Annotated in this window: 25 protein-coding genes; 4 read left to right on the top strand and 21 right to left on the bottom strand. The window is 43.8% G+C overall.

All coding sequences use genetic code 11. From position 1 onward, the window contains the following. Nucleotides 1-68 precede the first annotated feature (68 nt). The 3 genes from GYO_RS30180 to abhA all read right to left on the bottom strand — a co-directional run bounded on the left by GYO_RS30180 (nt 69) and on the right by abhA (nt 2,667). Nucleotides 69-896, bottom strand: coding sequence for a gamma-glutamylcyclotransferase family protein (locus tag GYO_RS30180; RefSeq protein ID WP_014113651.1), 828 nt, complete (start codon nt 894-896; stop codon nt 69-71). A gap of 16 nt (nt 897-912) precedes the next feature. Further along, nucleotides 913-2,199: a two-component sensor histidine kinase KinC gene (gene kinC, locus GYO_RS30175; protein WP_014113650.1), complete on the bottom strand. Its 1,287-nt coding sequence runs from the start codon at nt 2,197-2,199 to the stop codon at nt 913-915. Between the two features lie 189 nt (nt 2,200-2,388). After that, nucleotides 2,389-2,667, bottom strand: a complete 279-nt coding sequence (abhA, locus tag GYO_RS30170) for a transcriptional regulator AbhA (protein WP_041520942.1) — start codon at nt 2,665-2,667, stop codon at nt 2,389-2,391. 283 nt (nt 2,668-2,950) lie between these two features. On the opposite strand from abhA, the gene mreBH reads away from it, so the two are divergent. The 3 genes from mreBH (at nt 2,951) to GYO_RS30155 (ending at nt 5,538) form a co-directional block, all read left to right on the top strand. Beyond that, nucleotides 2,951-3,958 (top strand): cell shape-determining protein MreBH, encoded by a 1,008-nt coding sequence (gene mreBH, locus GYO_RS30165; protein ID WP_014113648.1) that lies wholly within the window; start codon nt 2,951-2,953, stop codon nt 3,956-3,958. A gap of 101 nt (nt 3,959-4,059) precedes the next feature. After that, entirely contained in the window at nt 4,060-4,194 is a 135-nt protein-coding gene (locus GYO_RS30160) for a protein YkpC (protein WP_003238865.1), read from the top strand. A gap of 111 nt (nt 4,195-4,305) precedes the next feature. Beyond that, on the top strand, nt 4,306-5,538 hold the full coding sequence (locus GYO_RS30155) for an aminopeptidase (RefSeq protein WP_014113647.1): 1,233 nt from the start codon (nt 4,306-4,308) through the stop codon (nt 5,536-5,538). A gap of 31 nt (nt 5,539-5,569) precedes the next feature. Here GYO_RS30155 and GYO_RS30150 read toward each other — a convergent pair whose 3' ends face one another. Together GYO_RS30150 and GYO_RS30145 are read right to left on the bottom strand one after the other, a co-directional pair. Continuing rightward, nucleotides 5,570-6,481, bottom strand: a complete 912-nt coding sequence (locus tag GYO_RS30150; protein ID WP_014113646.1) for a ketopantoate reductase family protein — start codon at nt 6,479-6,481, stop codon at nt 5,570-5,572. A 61-nt stretch (nt 6,482-6,542) separates the two neighbouring features. Further along, nucleotides 6,543-8,162, bottom strand: coding sequence for an ABC-F family ATP-binding cassette domain-containing protein (locus tag GYO_RS30145; RefSeq protein ID WP_014113645.1), 1,620 nt, complete (start codon nt 8,160-8,162; stop codon nt 6,543-6,545). Between the two features lie 181 nt (nt 8,163-8,343). Here GYO_RS30145 and GYO_RS30140 point away from each other — a divergent pair, with 181 nt between their 5' ends. After that, nucleotides 8,344-8,613, top strand: a complete 270-nt coding sequence (locus GYO_RS30140) for a hypothetical protein (RefSeq protein WP_003222329.1) — start codon at nt 8,344-8,346, stop codon at nt 8,611-8,613. 35 nt (nt 8,614-8,648) lie between these two features. Here the strand turns inward: GYO_RS30140 and sipT are convergent, their stop codons facing one another. The 16 genes from sipT to GYO_RS30060 form a co-directional block, all read right to left on the bottom strand. Next, nucleotides 8,649-9,230, bottom strand: coding sequence for a signal peptidase I sipT (sipT, locus tag GYO_RS30135; protein WP_014113644.1), 582 nt, complete (start codon nt 9,228-9,230; stop codon nt 8,649-8,651). A gap of 143 nt (nt 9,231-9,373) precedes the next feature. Continuing rightward, a complete protein-coding gene (locus GYO_RS30130) occupies nt 9,374-11,278 on the bottom strand; it encodes a PTS fructose transporter subunit IIABC (RefSeq protein ID WP_014113643.1) in 1,905 nt (634 codons plus the stop codon). A gap of 14 nt (nt 11,279-11,292) precedes the next feature. Continuing rightward, nucleotides 11,293-12,204, bottom strand: coding sequence for a 1-phosphofructokinase (gene pfkB, locus GYO_RS30125; protein WP_014113642.1), 912 nt, complete (start codon nt 12,202-12,204; stop codon nt 11,293-11,295). Continuing rightward, nucleotides 12,201-12,956 carry a DeoR/GlpR family DNA-binding transcription regulator gene (locus GYO_RS30120; protein ID WP_003218720.1) on the bottom strand — a complete coding sequence of 252 codons (756 nt, stop codon included), beginning with the start codon at nt 12,954-12,956 and terminating at the stop codon, nt 12,201-12,203. The genes pfkB and GYO_RS30120 overlap by 4 nt, the downstream gene beginning before the upstream one ends. Nucleotides 12,957-13,235: 279 nt before the next feature. Further along, nucleotides 13,236-14,429, bottom strand: a complete 1,194-nt coding sequence (gene skiZ / locus GYO_RS30115; RefSeq protein WP_014113641.1) for a sporulation-delaying-protein transporter subunit SkiZ — start codon at nt 14,427-14,429, stop codon at nt 13,236-13,238. Further along, nucleotides 14,426-15,118: an ABC transporter ATP-binding protein YknY gene (gene yknY, locus GYO_RS30110; RefSeq protein ID WP_014113640.1), complete on the bottom strand. Its 693-nt coding sequence runs from the start codon at nt 15,116-15,118 to the stop codon at nt 14,426-14,428. The genes skiZ and yknY overlap by 4 nt, the downstream gene beginning before the upstream one ends. After that, nucleotides 15,119-16,252: an efflux RND transporter periplasmic adaptor subunit gene (locus tag GYO_RS30105; protein WP_014113639.1), complete on the bottom strand. Its 1,134-nt coding sequence runs from the start codon at nt 16,250-16,252 to the stop codon at nt 15,119-15,121. A 4-nt stretch (nt 16,253-16,256) separates the two neighbouring features. After that, nucleotides 16,257-16,952: a YknW family membrane protein gene (gene yknW / locus GYO_RS30100; RefSeq protein WP_014113638.1), complete on the bottom strand. Its 696-nt coding sequence runs from the start codon at nt 16,950-16,952 to the stop codon at nt 16,257-16,259. 114 nt (nt 16,953-17,066) lie between these two features. After that, the gene (locus GYO_RS30095; protein WP_014113637.1) at nt 17,067-18,881 is read right to left on the bottom strand and encodes an ABC transporter ATP-binding protein; all 1,815 of its coding nucleotides are present in this window, start codon (nt 18,879-18,881) and stop codon (nt 17,067-17,069) included. Between the two features lie 10 nt (nt 18,882-18,891). After that, nucleotides 18,892-20,649: an ABC transporter ATP-binding protein gene (locus tag GYO_RS30090; protein ID WP_041520941.1), complete on the bottom strand. Its 1,758-nt coding sequence runs from the start codon at nt 20,647-20,649 to the stop codon at nt 18,892-18,894. Between the two features lie 224 nt (nt 20,650-20,873). Then, nucleotides 20,874-21,107: a molybdopterin converting factor subunit 1 gene (moaD, locus tag GYO_RS30085; protein WP_014113635.1), complete on the bottom strand. Its 234-nt coding sequence runs from the start codon at nt 21,105-21,107 to the stop codon at nt 20,874-20,876. After that, nucleotides 21,100-21,573, bottom strand: coding sequence for a molybdenum cofactor biosynthesis protein MoaE (locus tag GYO_RS30080; protein ID WP_014113634.1), 474 nt, complete (start codon nt 21,571-21,573; stop codon nt 21,100-21,102). Before GYO_RS30080 ends, moaD begins: the two co-directional genes overlap by 8 nt. Further along, nucleotides 21,560-22,093 (bottom strand): molybdopterin-guanine dinucleotide biosynthesis protein B, encoded by a 534-nt coding sequence (gene mobB / locus GYO_RS30075; RefSeq protein ID WP_014113633.1) that lies wholly within the window; start codon nt 22,091-22,093, stop codon nt 21,560-21,562. The genes GYO_RS30080 and mobB overlap by 14 nt, the downstream gene beginning before the upstream one ends. Then, on the bottom strand, nt 22,054-23,346 hold the full coding sequence (locus GYO_RS30070; protein WP_014113632.1) for a molybdopterin molybdotransferase MoeA: 1,293 nt from the start codon (nt 23,344-23,346) through the stop codon (nt 22,054-22,056). The genes mobB and GYO_RS30070 overlap by 40 nt, the downstream gene beginning before the upstream one ends. A 17-nt stretch (nt 23,347-23,363) precedes the next feature. After that, the gene (locus GYO_RS30065) at nt 23,364-24,383 is read right to left on the bottom strand and encodes a MoeB/ThiF family adenylyltransferase (RefSeq protein ID WP_014113631.1); all 1,020 of its coding nucleotides are present in this window, start codon (nt 24,381-24,383) and stop codon (nt 23,364-23,366) included. 50 nt (nt 24,384-24,433) lie between these two features. Next, nucleotides 24,434-25,033: a molybdenum cofactor guanylyltransferase gene (locus GYO_RS30060; protein ID WP_014113630.1), complete on the bottom strand. Its 600-nt coding sequence runs from the start codon at nt 25,031-25,033 to the stop codon at nt 24,434-24,436. Between the last annotated feature and the right edge of the window lie 70 nt (nt 25,034-25,103).

The following is a 25,103-nucleotide window of genomic DNA, read 5'->3' as shown; positions in this document are numbered from 1 at the left end:
GGTGCTCCTTTACCTGACTTCATATTGATCAAATTTTATCATATTCTTTTGTAACAGTGTTAATTTCGTTACCCTTTTGGAAGCGAATTCATATGCTGCTTGAGCTTTTCAGCAAACCCCGGTGACAAATACAGCTCCGCTCCGCGTTCAATTTCAATCTGATAGTGCTGAGGTGGGGCAGTTTCCGCTTCTTTTTGGAGGACGAGAAAAGTTAAGCAGTCTGTGTAGCGCCTTCCGCCTGCCTCAACGTCTACAAATGCCGGCCGATACGTAAGAGATTCAACGCCTTCCCTTTTATACAGATAGGAGAGAGCAGAGAAAGGAATACGATATAAAACGCCTTCTGTTGTTCCTCCGTCTTCTATCATATCCGCTCTTGAGCCGTCTTCCCTTTTTAGGGTGAAGCGGGTTGTATAACCTTTTAAAACAGCTCTTCCCACTGGATCTTGAAAATAGTGATCGACTCCTGCCTTTTGAAAGCGGGCATTGTCCATGCAGGACCCATAGGCAAAATAATAAACAGGATTTTGCGATTTACTGATCATCTGATGTTCTTTCCAGTCGCCGCTGCTTATTATCGGAAAGCCGGCACACTCGTCTTTGTTCATAAAATAAACAAGCGCTTTTTTGATCCCGGCATCCGTTTCTACAAGCACCGTTTGTTTATCATAGCCTTGATAAAATTGATCGAGCTTATGTATACACAATTCATCTGCTTCATATACCTCGCCGCATATATAGCCCTCATCTTCATAAACGGCTGCGGGCCCCTCTTTTGCAGCAAACAGACATCCCTTCGTTCTGGCCTGCTCACTGATACATGCCGATTGTGCAAGCAGATGATGATTTTCTTCATGTTTTCTTAATGTCCCGTATACAAACAGAAGCGAGTTCATCTTCATTTTTCCCCTCTCAGCTGTCTGAAGTTAAAGGCAAAACAACTTGAAAGACGCTGCCTTTTCCAGCTTCACTTTCGATTTTCAATTCCCCGTCATGTTCTTTCAAAATTCTCAAACAAATGGCAAGTCCGAGTCCGGTTCCCTTTTCTTTTGTTGAATAAAAAGGTTTGCCAATCTGTTTCAGCTTTTCCTGCGGCATGCCGTACCCTTCATCTTTGACGCTTATCACTGCATGAGAGGCTGTTTTAGCAGTCGAAATGGTTACGACACCGCCTTTTGGCATTGCCTCAATCCCATTTTTAATGATATTGATAAAGACCTGCTTCAGCTGATTTTCGTCTCCGTTAATCATACAGCCATCTGTCTCTTTGAAATTTTTTTCTATGACGATATTGGACAGAATAGCATTGGTATCAAGCAATGTCGTGACTTGTTTCAGGATCTCGTTGAGCTGATGCATTTTAAATGTGACCGCCTGCGGTTTTGCAAGCAGCAACAGCTCACTGAGCACCAAATCGATTCTTTTAATCTCTGAAAAGATGATGTCAAAATAGCCTTTTCTGTCCGGATATTGTGTTTTCATAATCTGAAGGAAACCGCTGACAGATGTTAAAGGGTTTCTGACCTCGTGTGCAATGCCAGCGGCAAGTTCACTCGTGATTGACAGTTTTTGAGATTCTCTCGCCAGCCGTTCATTAATCTCAATGAGCTCATCTTCAGCCTCTTTCCGCTCAGTAATATCTGACATTGTACCCAGGCTGCCTGTAAATTGGTCATCTCGGTCGTAGTAAAGTTTATAATGAACTTCTCCCCAAAAAATCGTGCCGCTCTTTTTCACGTATTTTGCCGTAAACATGCCAGAAGACGCTTTGTTTTGAATTTGGCTGTTAATGTGGTCGGCTACGTGCTTTTCTTTTATGAAGTAATCATTATACATCGTTCCCATACATTCACTGATTGAAAAGCCGGTTATGGATGCCCACGCTTGGTTTAAATATGTAATTTCGCCTTTTGCATTCGTTTGAAATACGATTTCCTGCAAATTATCCATGATGCGGTTTTTTTCTTCAGAAAGCTGTTTATACTTCCATTCATTATCCTTCATTTTCTTAACCAGCTGCTGTTTCTCATCAATATAATAAGCCAGCATCCAGACACTTACCAGCGTGACTGCAGTATACACAATATCAACAGGCCAATTAATCGGGTTTTTGCCTATAAAATAAAATAAATAATCCCAAAACATTATAAAAATCATTGCCAAAATGATGGAAATGATACGAGCTTGATATTTTCTCATATGACCACCTGCCGCTTGTGTTTCTCTACTTATTGTACCATTCTTCGACAAATAATTGAGTAAAATATGTAAAGTATCCCAAATCATTCATTACCTAATGTTCATGATGTCATATCTTAGGGGCGGTAATCAGAAATTGGCACGAAAAAAGACGGAGATGATATCGCTCCGCCTTTTTCAAACATGATATTATTCTTTTAAAGCGGCTTGAATTTCTTCGAGAAGCAGCTGTGCACCTTCAGGACTTAACGTAATTTTACCGTTGCCGTATTCTTTATTTTCTGAAGTGATTTCTCCGGTCATTAAACAGACGCCATGAGGTTTGTACTTTTTCAAGATAATTTTTTCTCCGTCAACAAAAAACTCAATACTGTCTTTTATAGCAATATCAAGTGCCCGTCTTAATTCTATCGGCATGACAATACGCCCTAATTCATCTACTTTTCTTACAACACCTATTGATTTCATAAAAACCCTTCTTCCTTTAAATGTTTCTTTTCTCATGTAATGTTTAAGGATGTACCTCAATATATCGTAGACGTACGAAACTTAGAAAAAGTTTCCCGCTTTCTATAAAGAAGTACAAGATATTTTTTCCATAAAACCGAAAAATGTATTACTTCTGTTACACAGTTCCGCGATTTTTTACAAAAACATTTCTTTACCGACGCACACCCCCAAAAATCGCTTCATTTCTTAGAAACTTTAAATGTAGAATCATATAAAATCAGGATAAAGATTGGGTGAAAACATGTTTCAATCAACTGAAATCGGGATTGACTTAGGAACAGCTAATATACTTGTTTACAGCAAAAATAAAGGGATTATCTTAAATGAACCATCTGTTGTCGCAGTGGATACAACGACAAAAGCAGTTCTTGCGATCGGGGCTGACGCGAAAAACATGATCGGTAAAACACCGGGAAAAATTGTCGCTGTCAGACCAATGAAAGATGGTGTAATCGCAGACTATGATATGACAACCGATCTGCTAAAACACATTATGAAAAAAGCCGCAAAAAGCATCGGCATGTCGTTCAGAAAACCGAACGTAGTCGTTTGCACACCTTCAGGCTCAACCGCAGTAGAACGCCGCGCCATCAGTGATGCGGTGAAAAATTGCGGCGCGAAAAACGTCCATTTAATTGAAGAGCCAGTAGCAGCAGCGATCGGAGCGGATTTGCCGGTAGATGAGCCGGTTGCCAATGTGGTGGTAGACATCGGCGGTGGGACGACGGAAGTCGCGATTATTTCCTTCGGCGGCGTTGTTTCCTGCCACTCTATCAGAATAGGCGGAGACCAGCTTGATGAGGATATCGTTTCTTTCGTTCGGAAAAAATACAATTTACTGATCGGCGAACGCACAGCTGAGCAGGTAAAAATGGAAATTGGCCATGCCCTGATTGAGCATGTTCCTGAAGCAATGGAAATTCGGGGACGCGACCTCGTGACAGGCCTTCCAAAAACCATTATGCTTCAATCTAATGAAATTCAAGATGCAATGCGTGAATCTCTCCTCCATATTCTCGAAGCCATCAGAGCTACACTTGAGGACTGCCCGCCTGAATTAAGCGGAGATATTGTTGACCGCGGCGTTATTTTAACAGGCGGCGGCGCGCTCCTTAACGGGATTAAAGAATGGCTCACAGAAGAGATTGTCGTGCCTGTACACGTGGCGCAAACCCCGCTTGAATGTGTCGCAATCGGCACCGGCCGTTCTTTAGAAGTGATTGATAAGCTTCAAAAGGCGGTTAAATAGTCTTTTCCTGAAAAAAATCTCACATACAGCAAATTTCTTGCTTCTTTTTTCCTCATTCCCTTCATATTGTGGGAAATGGAGAAACGTTAAGGAGGAAACTGATGCTAAGAGATTTAGGAAGAAGAGTAGCGATCGCAGCCATTTTAAGCGGAATTATTCTTGGAGGCATGAGCATTTCTTTAGCAAATATGCCTCATTCGCCTGCAGGCGGCACTGTAAAACTGAATCATCCGTAATATCGAAAGACCCAAGACATGTTGTTTTGGGTTTTTCACTTTGGCCTCCTTTCTTTCCTTTATAGGATCATATTTGATATGATGAGAAAAAAGCTTAAGGAGGAATAATTCATGGATTCATTTTCACAGAAATTAAATACATATGCGCAGCTGGCTGTAGAGGTCGGGGTAAACGTCCAAAAAGGCCAGTATGTAGTCGTAAATGCTTCAACAGATGTACGGGATTTTGTCCGCTTAATTGTGAAACATGCATATGAAAAAGGTGCAAAAAATGTCACGGTGAATTGGCAGGATGACGAAGTCGCCAAATTAAAATATGAACTCGCGCCGTTTGAAGCTTTTGAAGAATACCCTGAATGGGAGGCAAAAGGCAGAGAAGAGCTTGCTAAAAAAGGTGCCGCTTTCATCTCTGTTGTGTCGTCAAACCCAGACTTACTAAAAGGTGTAGATTCTAAACGGATTGCTGCCTTCCAAAAAACAGCAGGCAAAGCATTACATACATACAGACAATATATTCAATCGGACAAAGTCAGCTGGACTGTCGTAGGTGCGGCGTCAGCGGGCTGGGCTCAAAAAGTTTTTCCAGGCAAATCAGAGGAGGAAGCGATTCAGCTTCTGTGGGAAGAAATTTTTAAAGCGACGCGCGTAAACGAAGACAATCCGGTGCAAGCGTGGATTAATCATGATCAAAATCTTCATGAAAAAGTTGACCATTTGAACGAGAGGCATTATGCCGCTTTACATTATCAAGCAGAAGGAACTGATTTAACAATTAAGCTCCCTAGGAAGCATCTTTGGGCTGGTGCTGGAAGCGTGAGTGAAAGCGGCCATGAGTTTATGGCCAATATGCCGACAGAAGAAGTATTCACACTTCCGCAAAAAGACGGGGTCGACGGAGTGGTATCAAGCACAAAACCGTTAAGCTATGGCGGAAATATTATTGAAAACTTCACCCTCACGTTTGAAAATGGCCGTATAATCGATATTAAAGCCGAAAAAGGTGAGGACATTTTAAAAGAACTGGTGGAAACAGATGAGGGTTCTCACTATTTAGGTGAAGTGGCGCTTGTTCCATACGATTCACCTATATCACAATCAAATATTCTTTTCTATAACACATTGTTTGATGAAAACGCGTCAAATCATTTGGCGATCGGAAGTGCATATGCCTTTAACATTGAAGGCGGAAAACAGATGTCTCGTGAGGAGCTTGTTAAAGAAGGCTTAAATGAAAGCATTACACACGTGGACTTTATGATTGGTTCTAAGGATATGAATATTGACGGAATTACGTCAGACGGAAAAAGAGAGCCTATCTTCAGAAACGGAAATTGGGCTTTTTAAATAAAACAAAAGGAGGCTTTTCGCCTCCTTTTTATTTTTCTGCTTCATACATTTGCAGATTGGCATAAACCGTTTCTAATATAGGTGCTGCAAGAGATAAACGCTTTGCTTTTTCAAGCAAAAAGCCGTGCAGGTGGTCGCCTTCAGTCGTTTGTCCGTTTTCCATATCACGAAGCATGGATGATTTCATATGATAAGACATGCTTGTCATCGTACGGAAGCTCTCTTCTTCAAGATCCGGATCTGCAGGAACGCCTTCTTTTCGCAGAATAGCGCCAATTTCCGCAATAAGGGTTTGGACCGTGTGACGTCCGCCTTCTGTCTCAAGGATCGGGCCAAGCGGTCTTTGAAATAACGTTGTGATCCCCGCTTGCGCCGCAATAAACAGATACTTTTTCCAAATGTCCTTCTCGATATGCCCGCTGATAATGACTTCTGCATTCACGCCTGAAAATGCCTCTTCAAGCGCTGTTATTCGTTCCGTACGCTCACCGTTCCACTCTCCGAATACAAAACGATGCGATGCACTCGTATGATGAATTTCTCCCTTATTGTCTAGAGCACTTTCTATAAAACACAAGCCGCCCAGCACCTGTTCTTTTGAAAATGCCGTAAACAGCTGCTCGTAGTGGCGGTACCCATTTAAGAAAGGGATAATGACAGATTCGCGATCGACAAACGATTTGACATCGTCTATCACCTGACCAAGTGAATATGCTTTAGAAGCAATGATAACGATGTCAAAATGCCCGGTTTCTCCGGCACTGATTAATGCGGGCTGAAATGATACATCCCCCTTTTCACTATGGATGACAAGCCCGGTTTCTTTTAACTGCTCAGCTCTATTATGGCGTACGAGAAATGTTACATCATTGCCTTTCTCTGCAAGCCGACCGCCAATATATCCGCCTACTCCTCCTGCTCCGACAACTAAACATTTCATGCTGTGATCTCCTTTCAACTCTATGTATCAAAAAAAAGCAGAGGAATCTCTGCTTCTTTTATTACGCGTATAGTTCAGCCAGTTTTTTCTGCACATCAGCATTTTCAAGGAACTCATCATAGCTCATTTGCTTATCGACGATGCCGTTAGGTGTAATTTCTATAATTCTGTTGGCAATTGTCTGTACAAACTGATGGTCATGGGAAGTGAACAGCATAGCGCCTTTAAAGCTGATTAAGCCGTTATTGAGCGCTGTAATGGATTCTAAGTCTAGATGGTTGGTCGGCTCATCTAAAATTAAAATATTAGCGCCAGAAAGCATCGCTTTCGACAGCATACAGCGAACCTTTTCTCCCCCGGATAGTACATTTGCTTTTTTGTGGACTTCTTCTCCGGAGAACAGCATGCGACCTAAGAATCCGCGTAAAAAGCTCTCACTTTGGTCATGAGGAGAATATTGGCGAAGCCAGTCTACAAGATTCAGATCACTGCCTTCGAAATATTCGCTGTTGTCTTTTGGAAAATACGCTTGAGATGTCGTAACGCCCCATTTAAACGTTCCGCTGTCAGCTTCCATTTCCCCGGAAATGATTTTAAACAGCGTAGTAACAGCCAATTCGTTGCGGCCAGTGAAAGCAATTTTATCTTCTCTATTCATAATAAAGCTGACATTGTCGAGCACCTTTACGCCATCGATTGTTTTCGTTAAGCCTTCCACCCGAAGAACATCATTTCCGATTTCCCTTTCAGGCGTAAAGTTAACATAAGGATAGCGGCGGGAAGATGGTTTAATATCATCCAGCGTAATTTTTTCGAGAAGTTTCTTTCTTGATGTAGCCTGCTTAGATTTAGACGCATTGGCGCTGAATCTAGCGACAAACTCTTGAAGCTGTTTAATTTGCTCTTCTTTTTTCTTGTTCGCTTCTTGAGAAAGCTTTAACGCCAGCTGGCTTGATTCGTACCAGAAATCATAGTTTCCGACATAGATTTGGATCTTGTTAAAATCAAGGTCAGCAATGTGCGTACACACTTTATTTAAAAAGTGACGGTCATGGGATACGACAATAACAGTGTTTTCGAAGTTAATCAGAAACTCTTCCAGCCACTGAATCGCCTGAAGGTCCAAGTGGTTCGTCGGTTCATCAAGCAGCAGAACATCCGGCTTGCCGAATAATGCCTGTGCTAAGAGCACTTTTACTTTCTCTGAACCGCCAAGGTCTTCCATCTTCTTCGTATGAAGGTCTTCTGAGATACCAAGGCCTTTTAAAAGAATCGCAGCTTCACTTTCCGCTTCCCATCCGTTCAGCTCCGCAAATTCACCTTCGAGCTCAGCAGCACGAATTCCATCCTCGTCTGAGAAATCAGGCTTCATGTAAATGGCGTCTTTCTCCTGCATGACTTCATACAGGCGTTTGTGGCCCATAATAACCACTTTCAGCACTTCATACTCTTCGTACTCAAAATGGTTCTGCTTCAAGATGGCAAGACGCTCGCCAGGACTCATATGAACATCGCCTGTCTGAGGCTCGATTTCGCCTGAGAGCACTTTCAGAAACGTTGATTTACCGGCACCATTTGCACCAATTAACCCATAGCAGTTGCCTGGGGTAAACTTAATATTAACATCTTCAAATAACTTGCGATCCGCAAACCGCAAGCTTACATTATTTACAGCAATCATTTATTATCCTCCATCATGTCTATCATCAATAAAAGTATACCATGAATGCAGGGCAAGAGAAATGATTCCCTGATAAAACAAGAGAGAAAACACTTATACACTCAAACCGGCCGGCTATGTTACAATTGAACAGAGAGAATGCATCCGGCTGGAAAATTACACACTCTCATGGAGGAACACGTTGAGGCTTTTAACACTTACTGAATACTGTTTATTGATCTTTTTTACGGGTTTTTACCTTGCCGTAACAGGCTTTACCGCCAAAGATATCGGCCTATATATTGGAATAGCCCTAATTTACATATTTTCGCACATTTTCTCTAAACGACTTTTAGAAAAGCGCGGAAAAGAGAACAAACAGGTTCACCTTTTCTTCAGTGTACTGGCCATTATCGGTTCAGTGTTCATTACTGTATTATGCATTGCATTGGTCGCTTCTTTTTCAAATTAAAAAACGCCTGCTGTCCAAAGGCCAGCAAGGCGTTTTTATTTTGTTTGACGCATTTCGTTAAACGGGAAAAAGACAAACTTCGATGTGCCGACAATCCGGTCTTCCGCAATCAGTCCCAGCCCGTTTCGGCTGTCCATTGAATTCAGCCGGTTATCTCCCATGACAAAATATTTGCCTTTCGGAACCTTAACCGGTCCAAAGTCGCCTGTCAGACTGACACCAAGTTTTTCTGCTTCCTTTTTGTTTTTAGACAAGTAAGGCTCGGCTACTTTTTTTCCGTTTATATAAAGCGTGTCATCCTTCATTTGAACGGTTTCTCCGGGCTTTCCGATCAATCGTTTTACGTAATGGATTTTCGAAGTCTCACCGTTGATAATGACGATATCTCCGCGCTTCAGCTCGCCGATATAGTTGACTGTCTTATTCACAAACAGCCTTTCTCCATCATGTAATGTGGGATACATAGATGAACCTTCAACTAAATAGGGTTCAAACAAAAAGTGACGGATCAGGAGAGCCAGCAGAACCGCGATGACAATCGCTTTTCCCCATTCCAAGTACGTATTGGTTTTTTTCTTCGCCGTTTTTTCAGTTTTCGTGTTTTTTTCCTCGGTCAAAGTGTTTCCTCCTAGACGATTGCTATGTCAGTTGTTTCCCTTCTTTTACTTTATCATAAAAGATAATAAAATACATAACTTAACCGCGCTCCAGCGAGCAGGATAAAGAAAAAGCGTCCTTTTGAATCAGGACGCTTTTTTTCTTATTTCTCTGTTACAGGTTTTTTAACGACGCCGAGGATAATTGCCATCACGACAGCACCGATCACGATACTTAATAGGTAAAGCAACGGATGGTTTGTAATAAAGGCTACGAACACTCCTCCGTGAGGTGCCGGAAGCGTTACACGGAAGAATTCAGTTAATCCGCCGGCAACAGCTGCACCAACGACAGCAGCTGGGATGACGCGAAGTGGATCAGCCGCAGCAAACGGGATCGCTCCCTCTGTTACGAATGCAGCACCCATGAAGTAGCATGTAATACCTGCTTCACGGTCACGCTGAGAGAACTTGTTTCGGAAAATTGTTGTTGCAAGTGCGATACCAAGCGGAGGAACCATACCGCCGGCCATAATCGCTGCATGAGGCGCATAGTTGCCTGCATCGATCATCGCGATACCGAACGTAAAGGCTGCTTTATTAAGCGGACCGCCCATATCGATCGCCATCATACCGCCTAAGATAATACCCATTAATACAAGGTTGCCAGTACCAAGGCTTTCAAGCCAGTTTGTTAAGAAATCCATAAATGCTGCTACCGGTGTATTCACAACGAAACGCATGATAATACCAGTTAAGAAAATACCAAGCAGCGGATAAATTAATACAGGTTTCAGTCCGTCAAGTGACTGCGGAATAAAGACGAATGCTTTTTTCAAAAGAACAACGATATAACCAGCCAGGAATCCGGCAATTAATCCGCCTAAGAATCCAGCATTTGCTTGAGTAGCCATAAATCCGCCGACCATACCAGGCGCAAAACCAGGACGGTCTGCAATACTCATTGCGATGAATCCGGCAAGAACAGCCACAATTAATCCTAATGCATTGTCACCGCCGATAAACTTAAGAGCTGCAGCAAACGTGTTGTAAGTAGGATCATCCGGATTGGAAGAATTAATTCCCCAGAAGAATGAAATCGCAACGAGGATACCGCCGCCGACTACGAACGGAAGCATGTTGCTGACACCGCTCATCAGATGTTTATAAAACGCACTTCCGATGCCGCCGCCAGATTTTCCACTCGCACCATCTTCATCGTTTGAAGCTGAAGAACCGCCGCTGCCTTGATAAATCGGCGCATCTTGATTCATCGCTTTTTCGATAAGCTCTTGCGGGCGTCTGATACCTGCTGTAACAGGTACTTGAAGCACGCGCTTGCCTTTAAAGCGCTCCATTTCAACCTGCTTGTCCGCTGCGACAATGATTGCAGGTGCATCTTCAATTTCTTGGGCAGTCAGCTTGTGTTTAATACCGCTTGAACCGTTTGTTTCGACCTTAATGTCCACACCAAGCTCTTTCGCTTTTTCTTTAAGGGCATCCGCAGCCATGAATGTGTGTGCAATACCTGTCGGACATGCAGTCACCGCTAGGATTTTTCCTTTTCCGGCAGGTGCTGGTGCCGCTTCTTCTTCCTCTTCCTCTTCGTCATCATCTTTATCGTGCTGGTTAATGATGTCGATGATGGCATCTTCAGACTCAGCTTCAAGGAGCTGCTTGCGGATTTCTTCACGCATTAACAGCGTTGAAAGTCTTGACAATGCTTCAAGGTGAGTGTTGTTCGCGCCTTCAGTCGCCGCAATCATGAACACCAGGTGAGCCGGCTGGCCGTCTAATGATTCATAATCGACACCGTCTTTTGAACGTCCGAACGCGATCGCCGGGTTGATAACGCTTGCCGTTTTCGCATGCGGGATAGCGATTCCTTCACCGATACCCGTTGAGCTTTGGCTCTCACGATTTAAAATGGCTTCTTTGTAGGCTTGTCGGTCATTTAACTTTCCAGCCTTATCAAGAACAGTGACCATTTCGTCAATAACATTTTCTTTTTCTTTGCTCTCAATATTAAGCTTTATCGTATGCTTCGTTAAAAGCTCAGTTATTTTCACTTTTGTTTCCTCCTCTATAGACGTGTGACCTTAACTTCAGGAAGAAGCTGCTGGACAAATTCTTCTGTTCCAAGTTCTTCGGAGAACGCGGTAGCGCTGCCTGATGTCACTCCTAAGCGGAATGCTTCTTCAAGCGGCAGCTGTTTGGAAATACCGGCAAGGAACCCTGCAACGACGGAATCTCCCGCTCCGACTGAGTTTACCAATTTCCCCTTTGGCACGTTAGCAAAATAAACACCTTCGTTCGTAAACAGAAGCGCTCCGTCTCCTGCCATGGATACGATTACATGTTCAGCACCTTGTTCTACAAGCTTTTTCCCATAAGGAACGGCTTCTTCAACAGATGTAATTGTCGTGCCGAACATTTCTCCAAGCTCATGATGGTTTGGCTTCATCAAAAACGGTTTCATTTCTGTCGCTTTCAAAAGCGCCTCGCCTGAGATATCCAGAACAACTCGTGCGTTCTGCTGTTTGCAGGCCTCTGCGATTTTTTCATAAGTATCGTGAGGCAGTGAAGATGGAATGCTTCCCGCAAGGACGACGATATCTCCCTCTTGCAGAGATTGGAACTGTTCTAAAAAGGCTTTGAAATCTTCACCCGAAATTGTCGGTCCCTGCCCGTTAATTTCAGTTTCATCACCAGTTTTCAGCTTTACATTGATACGGGTATCTCCTTTTACTTCAGAAAAAGCTGTTTCCAGGTTCTCTTCCCGCAAAAATGTTTTGATATATTCTCCGGTAAATCCGCCGACGAATCCGAGCGCTTTAGACGGTACATGGTGTCTTTTCAGCAGTCTCGATACGTTGATGCCTTTGCCCCCTGGATACTTTGTATCGTATACGGAACGGTTCAGGCCTCCTACAGTAAAATCTTCAACGTGAACAATATAATCGACAGATGGATTAAGTGTTACAGTGTAAATCATGGTTTCACTACCTTTACGACAGTTTTTTCTTGGTAATTATCGAATGTAAGCTCTTCAGCGTCAGTCGTAATGATTGTTGCGTCGCCTATTCCGGCGAATGCCGAAAATGAAATTTCTCCGAATTTCGAAGGGTCTGCTAAGACGTAAGCGTGTTTTGCCTGTTTGACAGCTTTCTGTTTTAAAAGGGCCTCATCAGGGTCCGGCGTTGTGAAGCCAGCCTCTGTATGCACACCGTTTGTCCCCAGAAAGCTCTTGTCGAATCTGTACTGATCCATGGCAATCAGTGAAGCGCCTCCAATAACCGCGCCCGTTCTGTGCTTTACGTATCCTCCAAGCAGATAAAAAGAAATTTCTTTCCTTATTAATGCTTCGATATGCATCACCCCGTTTGTGACAACGACAATATCTTTGCTTTTATCCATAAAATCAATCATGTGCAAAGTCGTCGTGCCTGCATCAAGGTAAATGCAGTCCCCTTCTTCTAAAAGTGAAGCAGCTTTTTCAGCAATCTTCAATTTGTCGTGAAGGTTTTTGGATGATTTTTCAAGCATATCGGGTTCAAGTCTGATATCGGAAAGCTTGGCCGCTCCCCCATGAACACGCTTTAAAAAACCGCGTTCTTCAAGTGTCGATAAATCTCTTCTGATTGTTGATTCAGAAGCATTTGTCAGATTTATGAGCTCTTGAATTTTTACCACATCATACTTTTCTATTTGATCAATAATCAATTGATGCCGTTCAGGAGTTAACATGCTTCACCTCCTAATGAAAACGTATTCATTTTGAATACAATTTCATTGTAAACGCTCTTTTCAATTTAGGCAACTAAAATCATTCAAATTCATTCAATAACTATCAAAATCTTTCACGTTTCTCCATATTAACGTATGTCTATAGGGTTTGTAAACTGTAAATTCGACAAAAATAAGGACAATTGTACGACATTTTCTTCTTATTTTAATGAAAAAAGTCTTTTATATTCATAGTAGAAACCATTAAACATAAAAAAACCTCATGCATGTTGCATGAGGTTACTCATAACGCAGCGCTTCAATCGGATCAAGCTTTGCGGCTTTATTTGCAGGAAGCATGCCGAAAATAACACCAATGAGCATACTGAACAGCACGCCCCCGCATACAACCTGCCAGGATATGAGTGACGGCCAGCCCGCAATGGCAGAAACAAGCGCGGCCCCTCCGTATCCGATTCCAATCCCAATCAGTCCGCCGATAAGCGTCAATACGACTGATTCAATTAAAAACTGAGTCAGAATCTGCCCCCTCGTCGCACCGAGTGATTTTCTGATTCCGATTTCTCGCGTCCGTTCTGTGACTGATACGAGCATAATATTCATGACACCGATTCCGCCCACCAAAAGAGAGATCCCTGCAATTGAGCCGATAATCGTCGTCATAATCGCCGTTACTTTGCCAATCCCGGCAGCAATCTCTTCCATGTTCATCACTTGATACGAATCCTCTGTGCCATGATTGTCATTTACCAGCTGTGCCGCTTCTTTTCCAGCTGATTTTATGTCATCTGCTGATTCAACTTGCAATGATACATTACTGAAATCACTTGTGCCAAAAGAGGATTTCATCATATTAAATGGCACATACATTTCACTTAAACCGAAAGAAAGCAAGCCTGTTTCTTTTTTCAGCACGCCGATAATTTCAACAGGCTGTCCGTTGATCCAGACTACTTCACCGAGAGGGGAGGTTTTATTAAACAGCTCTTCAGCCATCTTTTGAGAGATGACTCCGGCTCTTTTCCCCGCGAGAAAATCATTGTCATTAAAGGTTCGGCCGCTATCGATTTCTAAAGAATTAGCATTCATGTATCCATCGTTTATGCCGTTAATCGTAACATCGGTTTCTTCCTCATGATAACGTGCTGTCATACTTTCAGAAGTCGAGGCAACGACTTGTTTGATGCCCTCTATCTCTTTTAAACCTTTAATATCGTTTTCTGTAAAAGTAGATTCTGCTAAGGCGTTCGGATTGCTTGCAAGCTCCTCATCGCTTGGCATATAGTACAGCTCCACGGTATTTCCCGGGCCGCTGATCGACTGCTTCAGCATTTGCTCGCCGCCCTGTCCTACCGCAACGACAACAATGACAGAGCCTACACCGATGATAATGCCGAGCATCGTTAAAATCGAACGCATTTTATGGGCAAGGACAGAGCTTAGAGCCATTCTGATGTTTTCTAACAGGCTCATTCTCCCACACTCCTTTGTCCGGAGCTGGCAGGAACAATGTTTCCGTCACGCACCATGACGATCCGATTCGTGCAATCTGCAACTTCCGGCTCGTGAGTAACAAGAACGATTGTCGTTCCCTCGGCATTTAATGCTGTAAATTGATCCATAATCGCCTCGCTTGTTTTCGTATCCAGCGCGCCGGTCGGTTCATCAGCTAAAATCAATTTTGGCTCATTCACGATCGCCCTCGCAATCGCCACCCGCTGCTTCTGTCCGCCCGACAGCTCATTGGGCATGTGGAACATTCGATCGGCTAACCCGACCTTTTCCAACGCTTTCTCAGCCCGTTCTTGCCGTTCTTTTTTGCCTATACCGGAATAAATCATCGGCAGCTCAACATTTTTTTTTGCGTTCAGCCGCGGAAGAAGCTGAAATTGCTGAAATACAAAACCGATAGACCGGTTACGGACTGCCGCCAATTCTTTATCTTTATATGAAGAAATATCTTCGCCGTCTATTTTATACGTACCGGAAGTCGGCCGGTCAAGACATCCGATAATATTCATGATCGTCGATTTCCCTGATCCTGACGGCCCCATAATCGAGACATATTCCCCTTGATGAATGTCCAAATCAATAGAATGGAGAACATCAAACGTTTCCTTGCCGATCTGGTAGCTTTTTCGCACATTAGAAAGCTGAATCATTTATGCTTTCACTTCCGTTCCATCGGTTACCTGATCAGAAGGATTCAAAATGACTTGATCATCTTGAGAAATTCCCTCTTTAATTTCTGTCAGATCATCTGTTACTTCACCGATTTTGACATCCACTCGTTTTGCTTTTCCGTCTTTTACTGTATACACATAATATTGATCATCTTCTTTTTTGACTGCCTTTGAAGGAAGCGTATTTGCTTTCCGCTTATCTGTTTCAATATTCATGATGAATTTAAACCCTGGCTTTCCTTCTGGAAGATTCCCTTTTATTTTCACTTGAAGCGGGTACTGGACCGCTTGTTCTGTTCCTTGTGCCGCAGTGCTTTCCTGCTGGTCCGGAACAAGTCCGACTGCGGAAACTGTGCCTTTCCATGTTTTATCCTGAATAACATCTGAAGTGAGTGTGACCTTCTGGCCTTTTTTGACTTTCAGTGTATCGTATTCAGACAATTTCCCTGAGACGACAAGGTCTTTCGGGTTGCCGATATGTATGACAGGCTCTTGAATATCTGATTTTTTGGATGCCGCTTCTTGGTTGACAGAAATAACGGTGCCTTCGATTTCGCTTTTCACTTGAAGATCTGACACCCGATTGGCAAGTGACTGCCGCTGAAGCTCGGTTTGTTTTAATTCGATCTCAGCAGCTTTTTCCTGCATTTGAAGCTCCGTCCGCTCAGATTCAATTTGTTTTTCTGCTTCTTTCTTGCCAACCTGTTTTTCCAGTTCTTTTTCTTTGCTGTCTAAGGCTTTTAACTTTTCTTGTATTTGGTCAATTTGAAGCTGATTCGATTGAGCCGTTAACTGGTTCTGTTCTTTTTCCAGGCTCAGCTGCTCATTTGTATAGGTGATCAAAGGCGTGCCCTTTTTAACTTTATCGCCTTCCTTTACTTTAATGTCTTCTAATGTCCCTTTATCCGCTTCATAAAACACATACTGTTCATTTGAAAATTTAAGTGTGCCGGGAACCATAACCGTTGACGAGATTTCTTTTTCTTCGAGGCCTCCCGTCTGTATCTTCTGGCCAGCGCTGCCGCTTGTCGGAGCGGCAGACCGGTAAATATTCATTCCAATAAAAAGAGCGACTAAAACTGCGATTCCAATTCCGATCCAGACTTTTTTCATAAGTTTATGCACCCGCCACAGAATTGATTAAACCTGAAAAGAACGAAAATGCAATCAGAATCCCGAAAAGAACAATCACTGAAATCCATCCTGCTTTTTTTGAGATGCCGCCTGTTTTGTGAAGTCCGATTGCCAATAATACATAGCTCCATATACTGAATATCTCAAAGGTATTTAACACGCTGGCGAGAGCTCCGTCAGATGGGATAATCCCTGCCAGTGACGTCGTGCTGTAAAGAGGATTCACGTCAGTCGTAAAAGCAACAATTCCGTTAACCAATAATCCAAGACTGCTAATCAAAGAGACAAACAGACCGAGAGAAAGCATTTTTTTGTATGTCGTAACTCCGCCTGATATTTTTACACAGAGCCAATAAATAAGAGGGGCAATAAATAACGCTGCGATACCGCCGAAAATAGCGCCTGCCATTCCTCCAAATTTGGTTATTGTTGCGACAGTTTCAATTTGTTCAGCTGATAGCCCTTGAGTGTCCCCGCTTTTCAAAAGCTCACTATAATCCGTACCGAGTGATTGCAGTACCGCGCCGACGATGATAATCGCTGCAACAATAAAAAGCGGTCCCCATACAGCCGGTCTTTCTCTTATTCTTTCAAATTGAACGGACGGACTTGTGATCACTCCGAAAAGTGATGGCTTTTCAGTCGCCATTCCGCTGTTTTTTTCTACATTTGTTTCCATTATAAAACCTCCTCTAGAATATCTAACAAATAGTACGGGAGAGGTATCAAAAAGTTTCATGTTTTTCTAATAAATTTCCAAAAGCCTTCAATATATAACTGAAGGCTTTTTATATTATTCTATCGCTGCACTGTATTGCGCTTTTACAAGCCCGGCATAGATGCCCCCTTTAGCGAGCAACTGCTCATGGTTTCCTTCTTCCATTTTCTTGCCGTGATCAAGAACAATGATGCGGTCGGCGTCGCGGATTGTGGACAATCTGTGGGCGATCATCACTGCTGTACGCCCATTCAGCAGCGTTTTTAACGCCTGCTGAATTTTCACCTCCGTCTCTGTATCAATACTGGCCGTTGCTTCGTCAAGGATGATAATAGCTGGATCGGCGAGCAATGCTCTTGCAAAGGAAATGAGCTGGCGCTGTCCGGCAGACAGTACGCTGCCCCTTTCCTCTACCTCTGTTTTGTATCCTTCTGCTAAACCAGAAATAAATTCATCCGCTCCGACCGCTTTGGCTGCTTTCATCACTTCTTCGTCTGAAGCACCCGGCCGGCCAAAACGAATATTTTCCATGATGGTCCCGGAGAAAATAAATGTATCTTGCAGCACAATGCTGATTTGAGTGCGCAGACTGGCAAGGGAGAGGTCCTTTATCGGAATGCCGTCTATTTTAATGGTGCCTCCCGTAGCATCATAAAAACGGCTGATTAAATTGGCGATCGTCGTTTTCCCGCTCCCCGTATGTCCGACAAGCGCAAGCGTCGAGCCCGCGGGGATAGAGAAGGAAACCGCGTGAAGGGCTTTTCGTTTTTCATCATACGAAAATTCAACCTCTTCAAAACTGATCTCCCCACTTATCTTTTTCTTATGAATGGCATCCGGCTTCTCCTTGACATTTGGCTGTTCGTCCAGAAACTCAAAAATCCGTTCGGATGATGCCATCCCCATTAACAGCTGGTTATAAACCTGGCCCAGTCTCGAAATAGGTTCCCAAAACATGCCCAGATAGAAGGCAAAAGAAACGAAGACGCCAATCGTGATGGTTTCATTCATGATGAGTGTGGCGCCATACCAAATCAAAACAGCAGTTCCTATCGCATTCGTCATTTCTACCAACGGACGGAACATGGCATTTTTTCTTGTTGCTTCCCGCCATGATTGATAGTTCTCCTGATTGACGCCGTCAAAATACGCCATGTTTTCTTCTTCCTGTGTAAATGCCTGCGTGACACGGATACCCTGAATGCTTTCGTTCAGATGAGAATTAAGCTTCGATTGCTTAAGGCGCACCGTTTGCCAGGAGCGGCGTATTTTTTTTCTGAGACTTGTTGAAATAAAAAACATGATCGGCAGTGTCACCATAATGGCGATAGTCAGCTCAGGGCTCAGTGTAAACAAAATGATGATAACACCGGCCAGAAGGAGCAAGTCGGTCAATAAGTTGATGACTCCGCTTGTAAAGAGCTCTTGAAGAGAGTTAATATCATTCATAATCCTGACCAAGATCGATCCGGCCGACCGCTGATCAAAAAATCGATGGGATAAGCGCTGCACATGGGTAAATAAATGCTGGCGCAAATCGTAAATCACATGCTGGCCAAGCTGATTCATCCACCTGATTCTTAACACATTGGCGGCATAATTGAGCACATATAAACCGCTAATGATAAAAATGAGCTGGGTCAGCAGCTCCGAGTTTCTCGCTGTAATCGCTTGATCGAGAACATAAACACCGATCAGAATAGGAATCACAAGCTTCACAGCAGTCCCAATCAATACAGTGAGAAAGGAAAGCGGCAAAATTGTTTTTCGATAAGGTTTGACATAACTCAGCAGCCGCCACATTTGAGCCCAGTTAAACGGCTTTTCAATGATTTCATCTGAAGAATAATAGAAACGCTCCAAAATCCCCTGTTTTTTTGCTTGTTTCATATGGCCCTCCCTATCCGACCTGATGCGGCTCATTGATCATTTTGACATCACGGTATTGCAAATCGTAAATCTTTTTATAGTAGCCGCCTTTTTCAAGAAGCTCGTGATGTGTTCCCCTTTCACAAATGCGCCCTTTATCAAAAACGAGAATTTCATCGGCGTGTTTCAATGAAGAAATGCGGTGAGCGATGATAAAGGTTGTGCGATTTTTCATGACTTCTTTTAAGGCAAGCTGTATGCTGTGCTCCGTTTGCATATCTACTGCGCTTGTGGCATCGTCCAATATTAAAACGCTCGGGTTCAAACAAATGGCTCTCGCAATGGCGATACGCTGTTTCTGTCCGCCGGAAAGTCCCATTCCCCTCTCTCCCAGCATGGTGTCATATCCATCAGGAAGCTCCATAATAAAGTCGTGAGCCTGCGCCCTTTTTGCCGCTTCGATGATGCCATCCATTGAGGCATCCGGCCTCCCGTACGAAATGTTTGATCGAATCGTAGATGAAAACAGAAAAGATTCTTGAAGTACGACCCCGATATTGGAGCGAAGGGTTTTTAACGAATAATCTGTGATGGGTTTGTGATCGATGGTAATCATTCCGCCAACAGGGCTGTAAAATCTGGTGAGGAGCTGTGTAACTGAGCTTTTGCCTGAACCTGTCGGGCCCAATAGTCCGATTATCTTCCCGCTGTTTGCCTCAAAGCTTACATTGCACAGCGCGTTTGTTTGTTCTTTTCCGTATGCAAGAGAAACATTTTTGAAATGGACATTTCCGGTTAATTTTTGTTTATGCAAAGCATGAGCATGGTCTGTGATGTCTTCTTCTTTTTCCAGAATTTCCAGCAGGCGTTCACCTGACGCTTTTGCTTGAGAGAACATATTGATTACAAAGCCTAAGTTCATAATCGGCCACATCATATAATTGACGAGGCTGAAAAAAGCGACAAGCTCGCCGGGATTAAGCTGATTTTGCATGACCAAGTAGCCGCCGTATGAGAGGAGAGCTACAATACAAATGTTCCCGATGAACTCCATTAAAGGGAAATACGCAGACCAAATGGATGATGTTTGTAAATATTGTGCCCTGTATTCCGCATTGGCTTTATTAAAAGTGCTGATCTGAAAATCTTCCCTTGAAAGAGATTTAACCGTATTGATGCCGCTGATATTTTCTTGGACTTTTGTATTGAGTTTCGCAAACGATTTGCGGATGCCTCTAAAGGCAGGATGGACCCTTTTGTCAAACTGATATACCGCAACAGCGAGAAATGGCAGAACAGCTATGGTCACAAGCGTAAGTGGAACAGAATAGTAAAACATGACTGACAGGCTGATGGCGACCAGCAGGCCGAATCGAATGAGCTCAGCGAGACCGTATGATAAGAAAAAACGAAGCCCTTCAACATCAGCTGTCAGCCTGGACATCAAATCTCCTGTTTTCGCATTATCATAATAAGAAAAAGAAAGCCGCTGCAGTTTTTCATACAGACCATTTCTCAGCCGATAAACGGATTTGATTCCAAACATATCACCTAAATATTGATGAAAAAAAGTGGCGGTTCCTTTCAAGGCCATTACCGCAATAAATCCTAAGCTGACCCATGTTGCAAGCTGATACTGCCGTCCCAGTACGATTTCATCAATCGTAATTTGCAGGATAATCGGGTAAACGACAGTAATCGCAGTCATCAAAAGCATGGCCAGAAGCGACCACATAAACACTTTTCTGTACGGCCAATAAAACATTTTTAACCTTTTAAATGTCTCCATATCCAGCACCTTTCCAATTTTTATCATCTTTACTATATCGATACCCGAAATAAATTTCTATTGTTTTTCAAAAATTCAGTCTAATGATGGAGTGGGTCTCTTACTTTATAGGGAGTCACTTATATGTAGAATAAACGCTTACAGAAAATCATTGTATGCTGAGGATGCTTGGGGATATGCGAAAAAAACACAGAAAAACCGGATGGCTGAATGCCGTCCGGTTTTCATCCACCGCTGACCGGCGGAATGATAGCTACCGTGTCACCTGAAGATACGGAGGTATTTTCTTTTACATAGCTTTCGTTAACGGCAATCATAGCTGTATCAATAGATTCGAGGCCGTATTGTTCTTTTAGACTCACTTTTATTTCATCTGTTGTTGCTTGTTCCATATCTATTTCCAATGCTTGTGTGCCGGCCTGTTCGGCAAGCCCTGCAAATAAAAGAATTTTAATCATGCTGCTCTCCCTCGCTTAAATCTGGTTTTCCGTTCGGATAAGCTGTTGTTTCAAGCTGGTCGCCGATCCATTGCTCACCGTCTTCCCAAATTTCTTTTTTCCAAATCGGCACAATCTGTTTAATTCGTTCGATCGCATACTCATTGGCTTCATAAGCAGCTTTTCGATGGGGAGAAGATACAGCGATCACGACCGCTGCTTCACCGATATCCAGCACACCTATGCGGTGCGTGATCGCCGCTGAAGCGCCTTCCCACTTTTCTTCGATTTCAGCCCCGATTTGAGCCAGCATCTGTACGGCCATCGGTTCATATGCCTCATATTCAAGGCGAACCGTTCTTTTTCCGTTTGTCCATTCCCGAACCGTGCCAATAAATGTAGTAATTGCCCCTGCTTCCCGTTTCTCCACTTTTTTGACGATGTCTTCAGTAATAATGGGTGTTTTCGTAACCTCAAACCGTTCCATTATGCGATTCCCCCTTCAGCTGTGAGAGCACAAAATCCACCGCAACCGGATCATCCGCATGAAAAACGGGTAATTCCTGCTGCTCTGTCATATGCTCTTTTTTTCTATAGATGATGGCGATTGTATTTACAGTCTGCAGCGCTTCTAGATCTTCCTTTTCGCTTAGTATAACTATTTTAGGATAAGGCGCTTTTTTAAAGCCTTCTATCAGAAGGCAGTCTGTTTCGAGAAACTGATATAACTCGATCAGCCGCGGCAAATCCCAATTGCGGCGGGCTGTCAGCTGTAACACACCAGCACCTTCTACCGCTGTCACATCAGCACCTGCCGCTTGGTAACGATCAGTGTCTTTTCCTTCAGTGAACGTTTGCGGTTCACCGCCGTGACCGTGATGCTTCAGACAGCCTAAATTGAGCCCCTGTTCAGAGGCTTTTTCAAGAATACGCTCAATAAACGTTGTTTTCCCGCTGTTTTGAAATCCTACAACTTGGACGATCGGGAAAGGACAGACCAAGGCCATTCACTTCCATTCTCTTCTCTGATGAGCAGCACTTGAACCGTTCGGCCTGATTCATACCCTCTCGTGCCGCCCGGCAGGATAATAAACGCATTTGCTTCTGCAAGTGACGTAACAGAGCTCGACTTATCTAATCCGACGGGTGTCGCCAACAGCTTCCCTTCCTGGTGATACACGAACGCACGAACAAATCGGGTAAATGGGTTCGGCTTTGGAAAATCCTTTGTCAAAACAGCTTCTGCACAAATTGAATGCGGTTTTTCATTGAACAGCCAAGTCTGGATCATCGGTTTGACAAACAGTTCAAAACCGACATAGCATGCTGACGGATTACCTGACAGGCCAAACAGCAGCATATCGTTTGCATGCGCCACCGTTGTCACGCTGCCCGGGCGCATGGCAACTTTATTAAAGAGCACGTCCGCTCCGAGTTTTTCATAAATCGCAGGCAAAAAGTCAAAATCACCCACTGACACGCCGCCAGTTGTAATCAGAAAATCAACCTTTTTCATTGCTTCTTTGATCGCGGCAAAGCTTTTATCCAGATCATCAGAAATTTTCCCTAAATAAAGTGGTGATCCGCCTGCTTCTATCACTTGCGCATACACCATACTGGCATTGCTGTTGCGGATTTTCCCCGGCTCCAGCGGATCACTAACATTCAGCAATTCGGTACCAGTTGCGATAATCCCGACAACAGGCTTTCTCACAACAGGCACAGATGCGTATCCGAAGGTTGCCAAAAGCGCAGACACTCCTGGTGTTACCCGGGTGCCCTTTCTCAATAAAACACTCCCTTTTTGAGCGTCTTCACCTGTTTTTGAAATATTATCCCCCGGCTGGAAGCGGCGTTTTAAAGACATAAACGCTTTCCCATTCTCCTCAAAGGGTTGAGTCAGCTCTATCATGACGACAGCATCTGCTCCTTCAGGGATTTGAGCTCCAGTCATAATCCGCACGGCCTGAAACGGGCCAAGTTCTTTTTCAGATACAGCCCCCGCTCCAATATGATCTATAACCTCAAACCGAACTGGGTTCTCACGTGAAGCTTCAGCCGTATCGCACGCTCTGACAGCAAAACCGTCATATGGCGAACGGTCAAATGCAGGTACGTGGTGATCCGCTGTTACATCTTCAGCTAAAAATCGATGAAGGCTTTCTTCAAGCGCCACCCATTCCGTTTCCCCTTGTTTTTGAAAATAGCTGACACGCCGAACTGCCTCGTCTACCGGTATCGGTGTTCTTTTCTCCAGCATTCTGACCCCTCCTGTTGTTACAATCCAATTACTCTTGCCAACACGGAATTGGCTTCTTTCACATCATTTGTGCCATGCACCAGTGCCCGTCCGTCATTGAAAATGACGATTCTGAAATCTTCGTAAAAAATATGCAGCAAAAACGCATTGGTCTCGACCTTGCCGATTGTTTTCAGCCGCTTGATGAGCTCCTGTTTCGGAATTCTTTTTAATGATTCCGATCTTACCTGAACTGTATCACGGCCGCACAGTACAGCGGCTTTTGGTGTGTTCCAGTCTTGGAGATAAGGATAAACCGCATGTGCTCCGCAAGACGGGCAATCCTCACGGCGTACATGATCAACGTTAATTTTCATATGTGAGTTGTTCCAGACATCGAATGTCACAAAACCGCGCTGTATCGCGTCTGTTTGTCCGGTTAACAGCTTTAAAGCCTCAGCCTGCTGATAAGCCGAAACGATATGCACAGCGGGCGGAATGATGCCAGCAGTATCACACGTCGCCCCGCCGACAGGAATTTGCTCAAACAAACAAGACAGACAAGGGGTTTCTCCCGGAATAATCGTCATGAACATCCCCTGACTGCTTACACAAGCACCATAGACCCACGGTGTCTTTGTTTTCTGGGCTAGATCATTTATCAGCATGCGGGTTTCAAAATTATCTGTCGCGTCGATCACGACATCTGCTTTTTCAATCAGCGGCTCAAGCGTTTCGGCTGTTCCTTCGGCAACATACGCCTCAATATGTATTCCGCTGTTAATCGCTGATAGATGCTCTTTGGCAGCCATGGCTTTCGGCATACGGAGCTTGGCATCGCTTTCTGTATAAAGCTGCTGCCTTTGCAGGTTGCTCCACTCCACATAGTCACGGTCAATAATGGTAATAGTACCGACCCCCGCTCTAGAAAGCCCTTCAGCACCTGCAGTCCCAAGCGCTCCAGCTCCGACAACCAGCACATGGCTGTCTCCCATTCTTTTCTGGCCTATTTCGCCTATTTGCTTAAATCTGATTTGCCGTGAATAACGCTCCTCCATCAAACCTGTTCTCCTTATCTTTTATGTCATCTTAACATGTTTTTGCTCCATCAGTCCCACCTGAAGGAGTCCGTTTTTTCTTCCAAACGCCTAAAATCATCACGTGTATTAACATTGATAAACTCTGCCGGATTTGCCCCGATCTCTTCAGCCTGTACGTAACAAACCGAAATTCGGCCTAACAAATCTGATATTCTTAATCTCTTCTCAGAGAGCTGATCATATAGAATGGGCATGATTCGTTTATGGTAAATTGCAATAAGCGGCTGCTCCCGTCCGTCTGAAATCGGGACGACCGCGTCTATACCCTCAGTCATCAGACGCTTGAGCTCCAGCATCGTCCTTCTTTGTATCAGCGGCGTGTCACAGGAAAGAACAGTATAAAGATCACCGTCTGTCTTTTTAAAAGCGGTATATATACCAGCCAAAGGCCCCATTCCTTGAAACGGCTCAGCATCTTGATACACTTCGATTTCACCGTTTTCTTGAAATCTATCAATAAACTCAGGACGGCTGATGATAACCATATGTTCTCCAAGCGCCTTTTTAGCCCATTCGTAAAACATCTTGCCTCTCCAATTCACAAACGCCTTCGGTTCTCCGAAGCGGCGTGAGGCTCCTCCTGCCAGCAGTACATTTGTATGCTTCATGTCATCTCACCTCTAGTTCGTTAAAAGCATAGCAAAAGCACAGCCCCAATGCCAATGCTTGTCTGTTTAT

Source organism: Bacillus spizizenii TU-B-10, from assembly GCF_000227465.1.
GTDB lineage: Bacteria > Bacillota > Bacilli > Bacillales > Bacillaceae > Bacillus > Bacillus spizizenii.
Note: the sequence above shows the minus strand (reverse complement) of the source record. Positions and strands in the feature narration are given on the sequence as shown.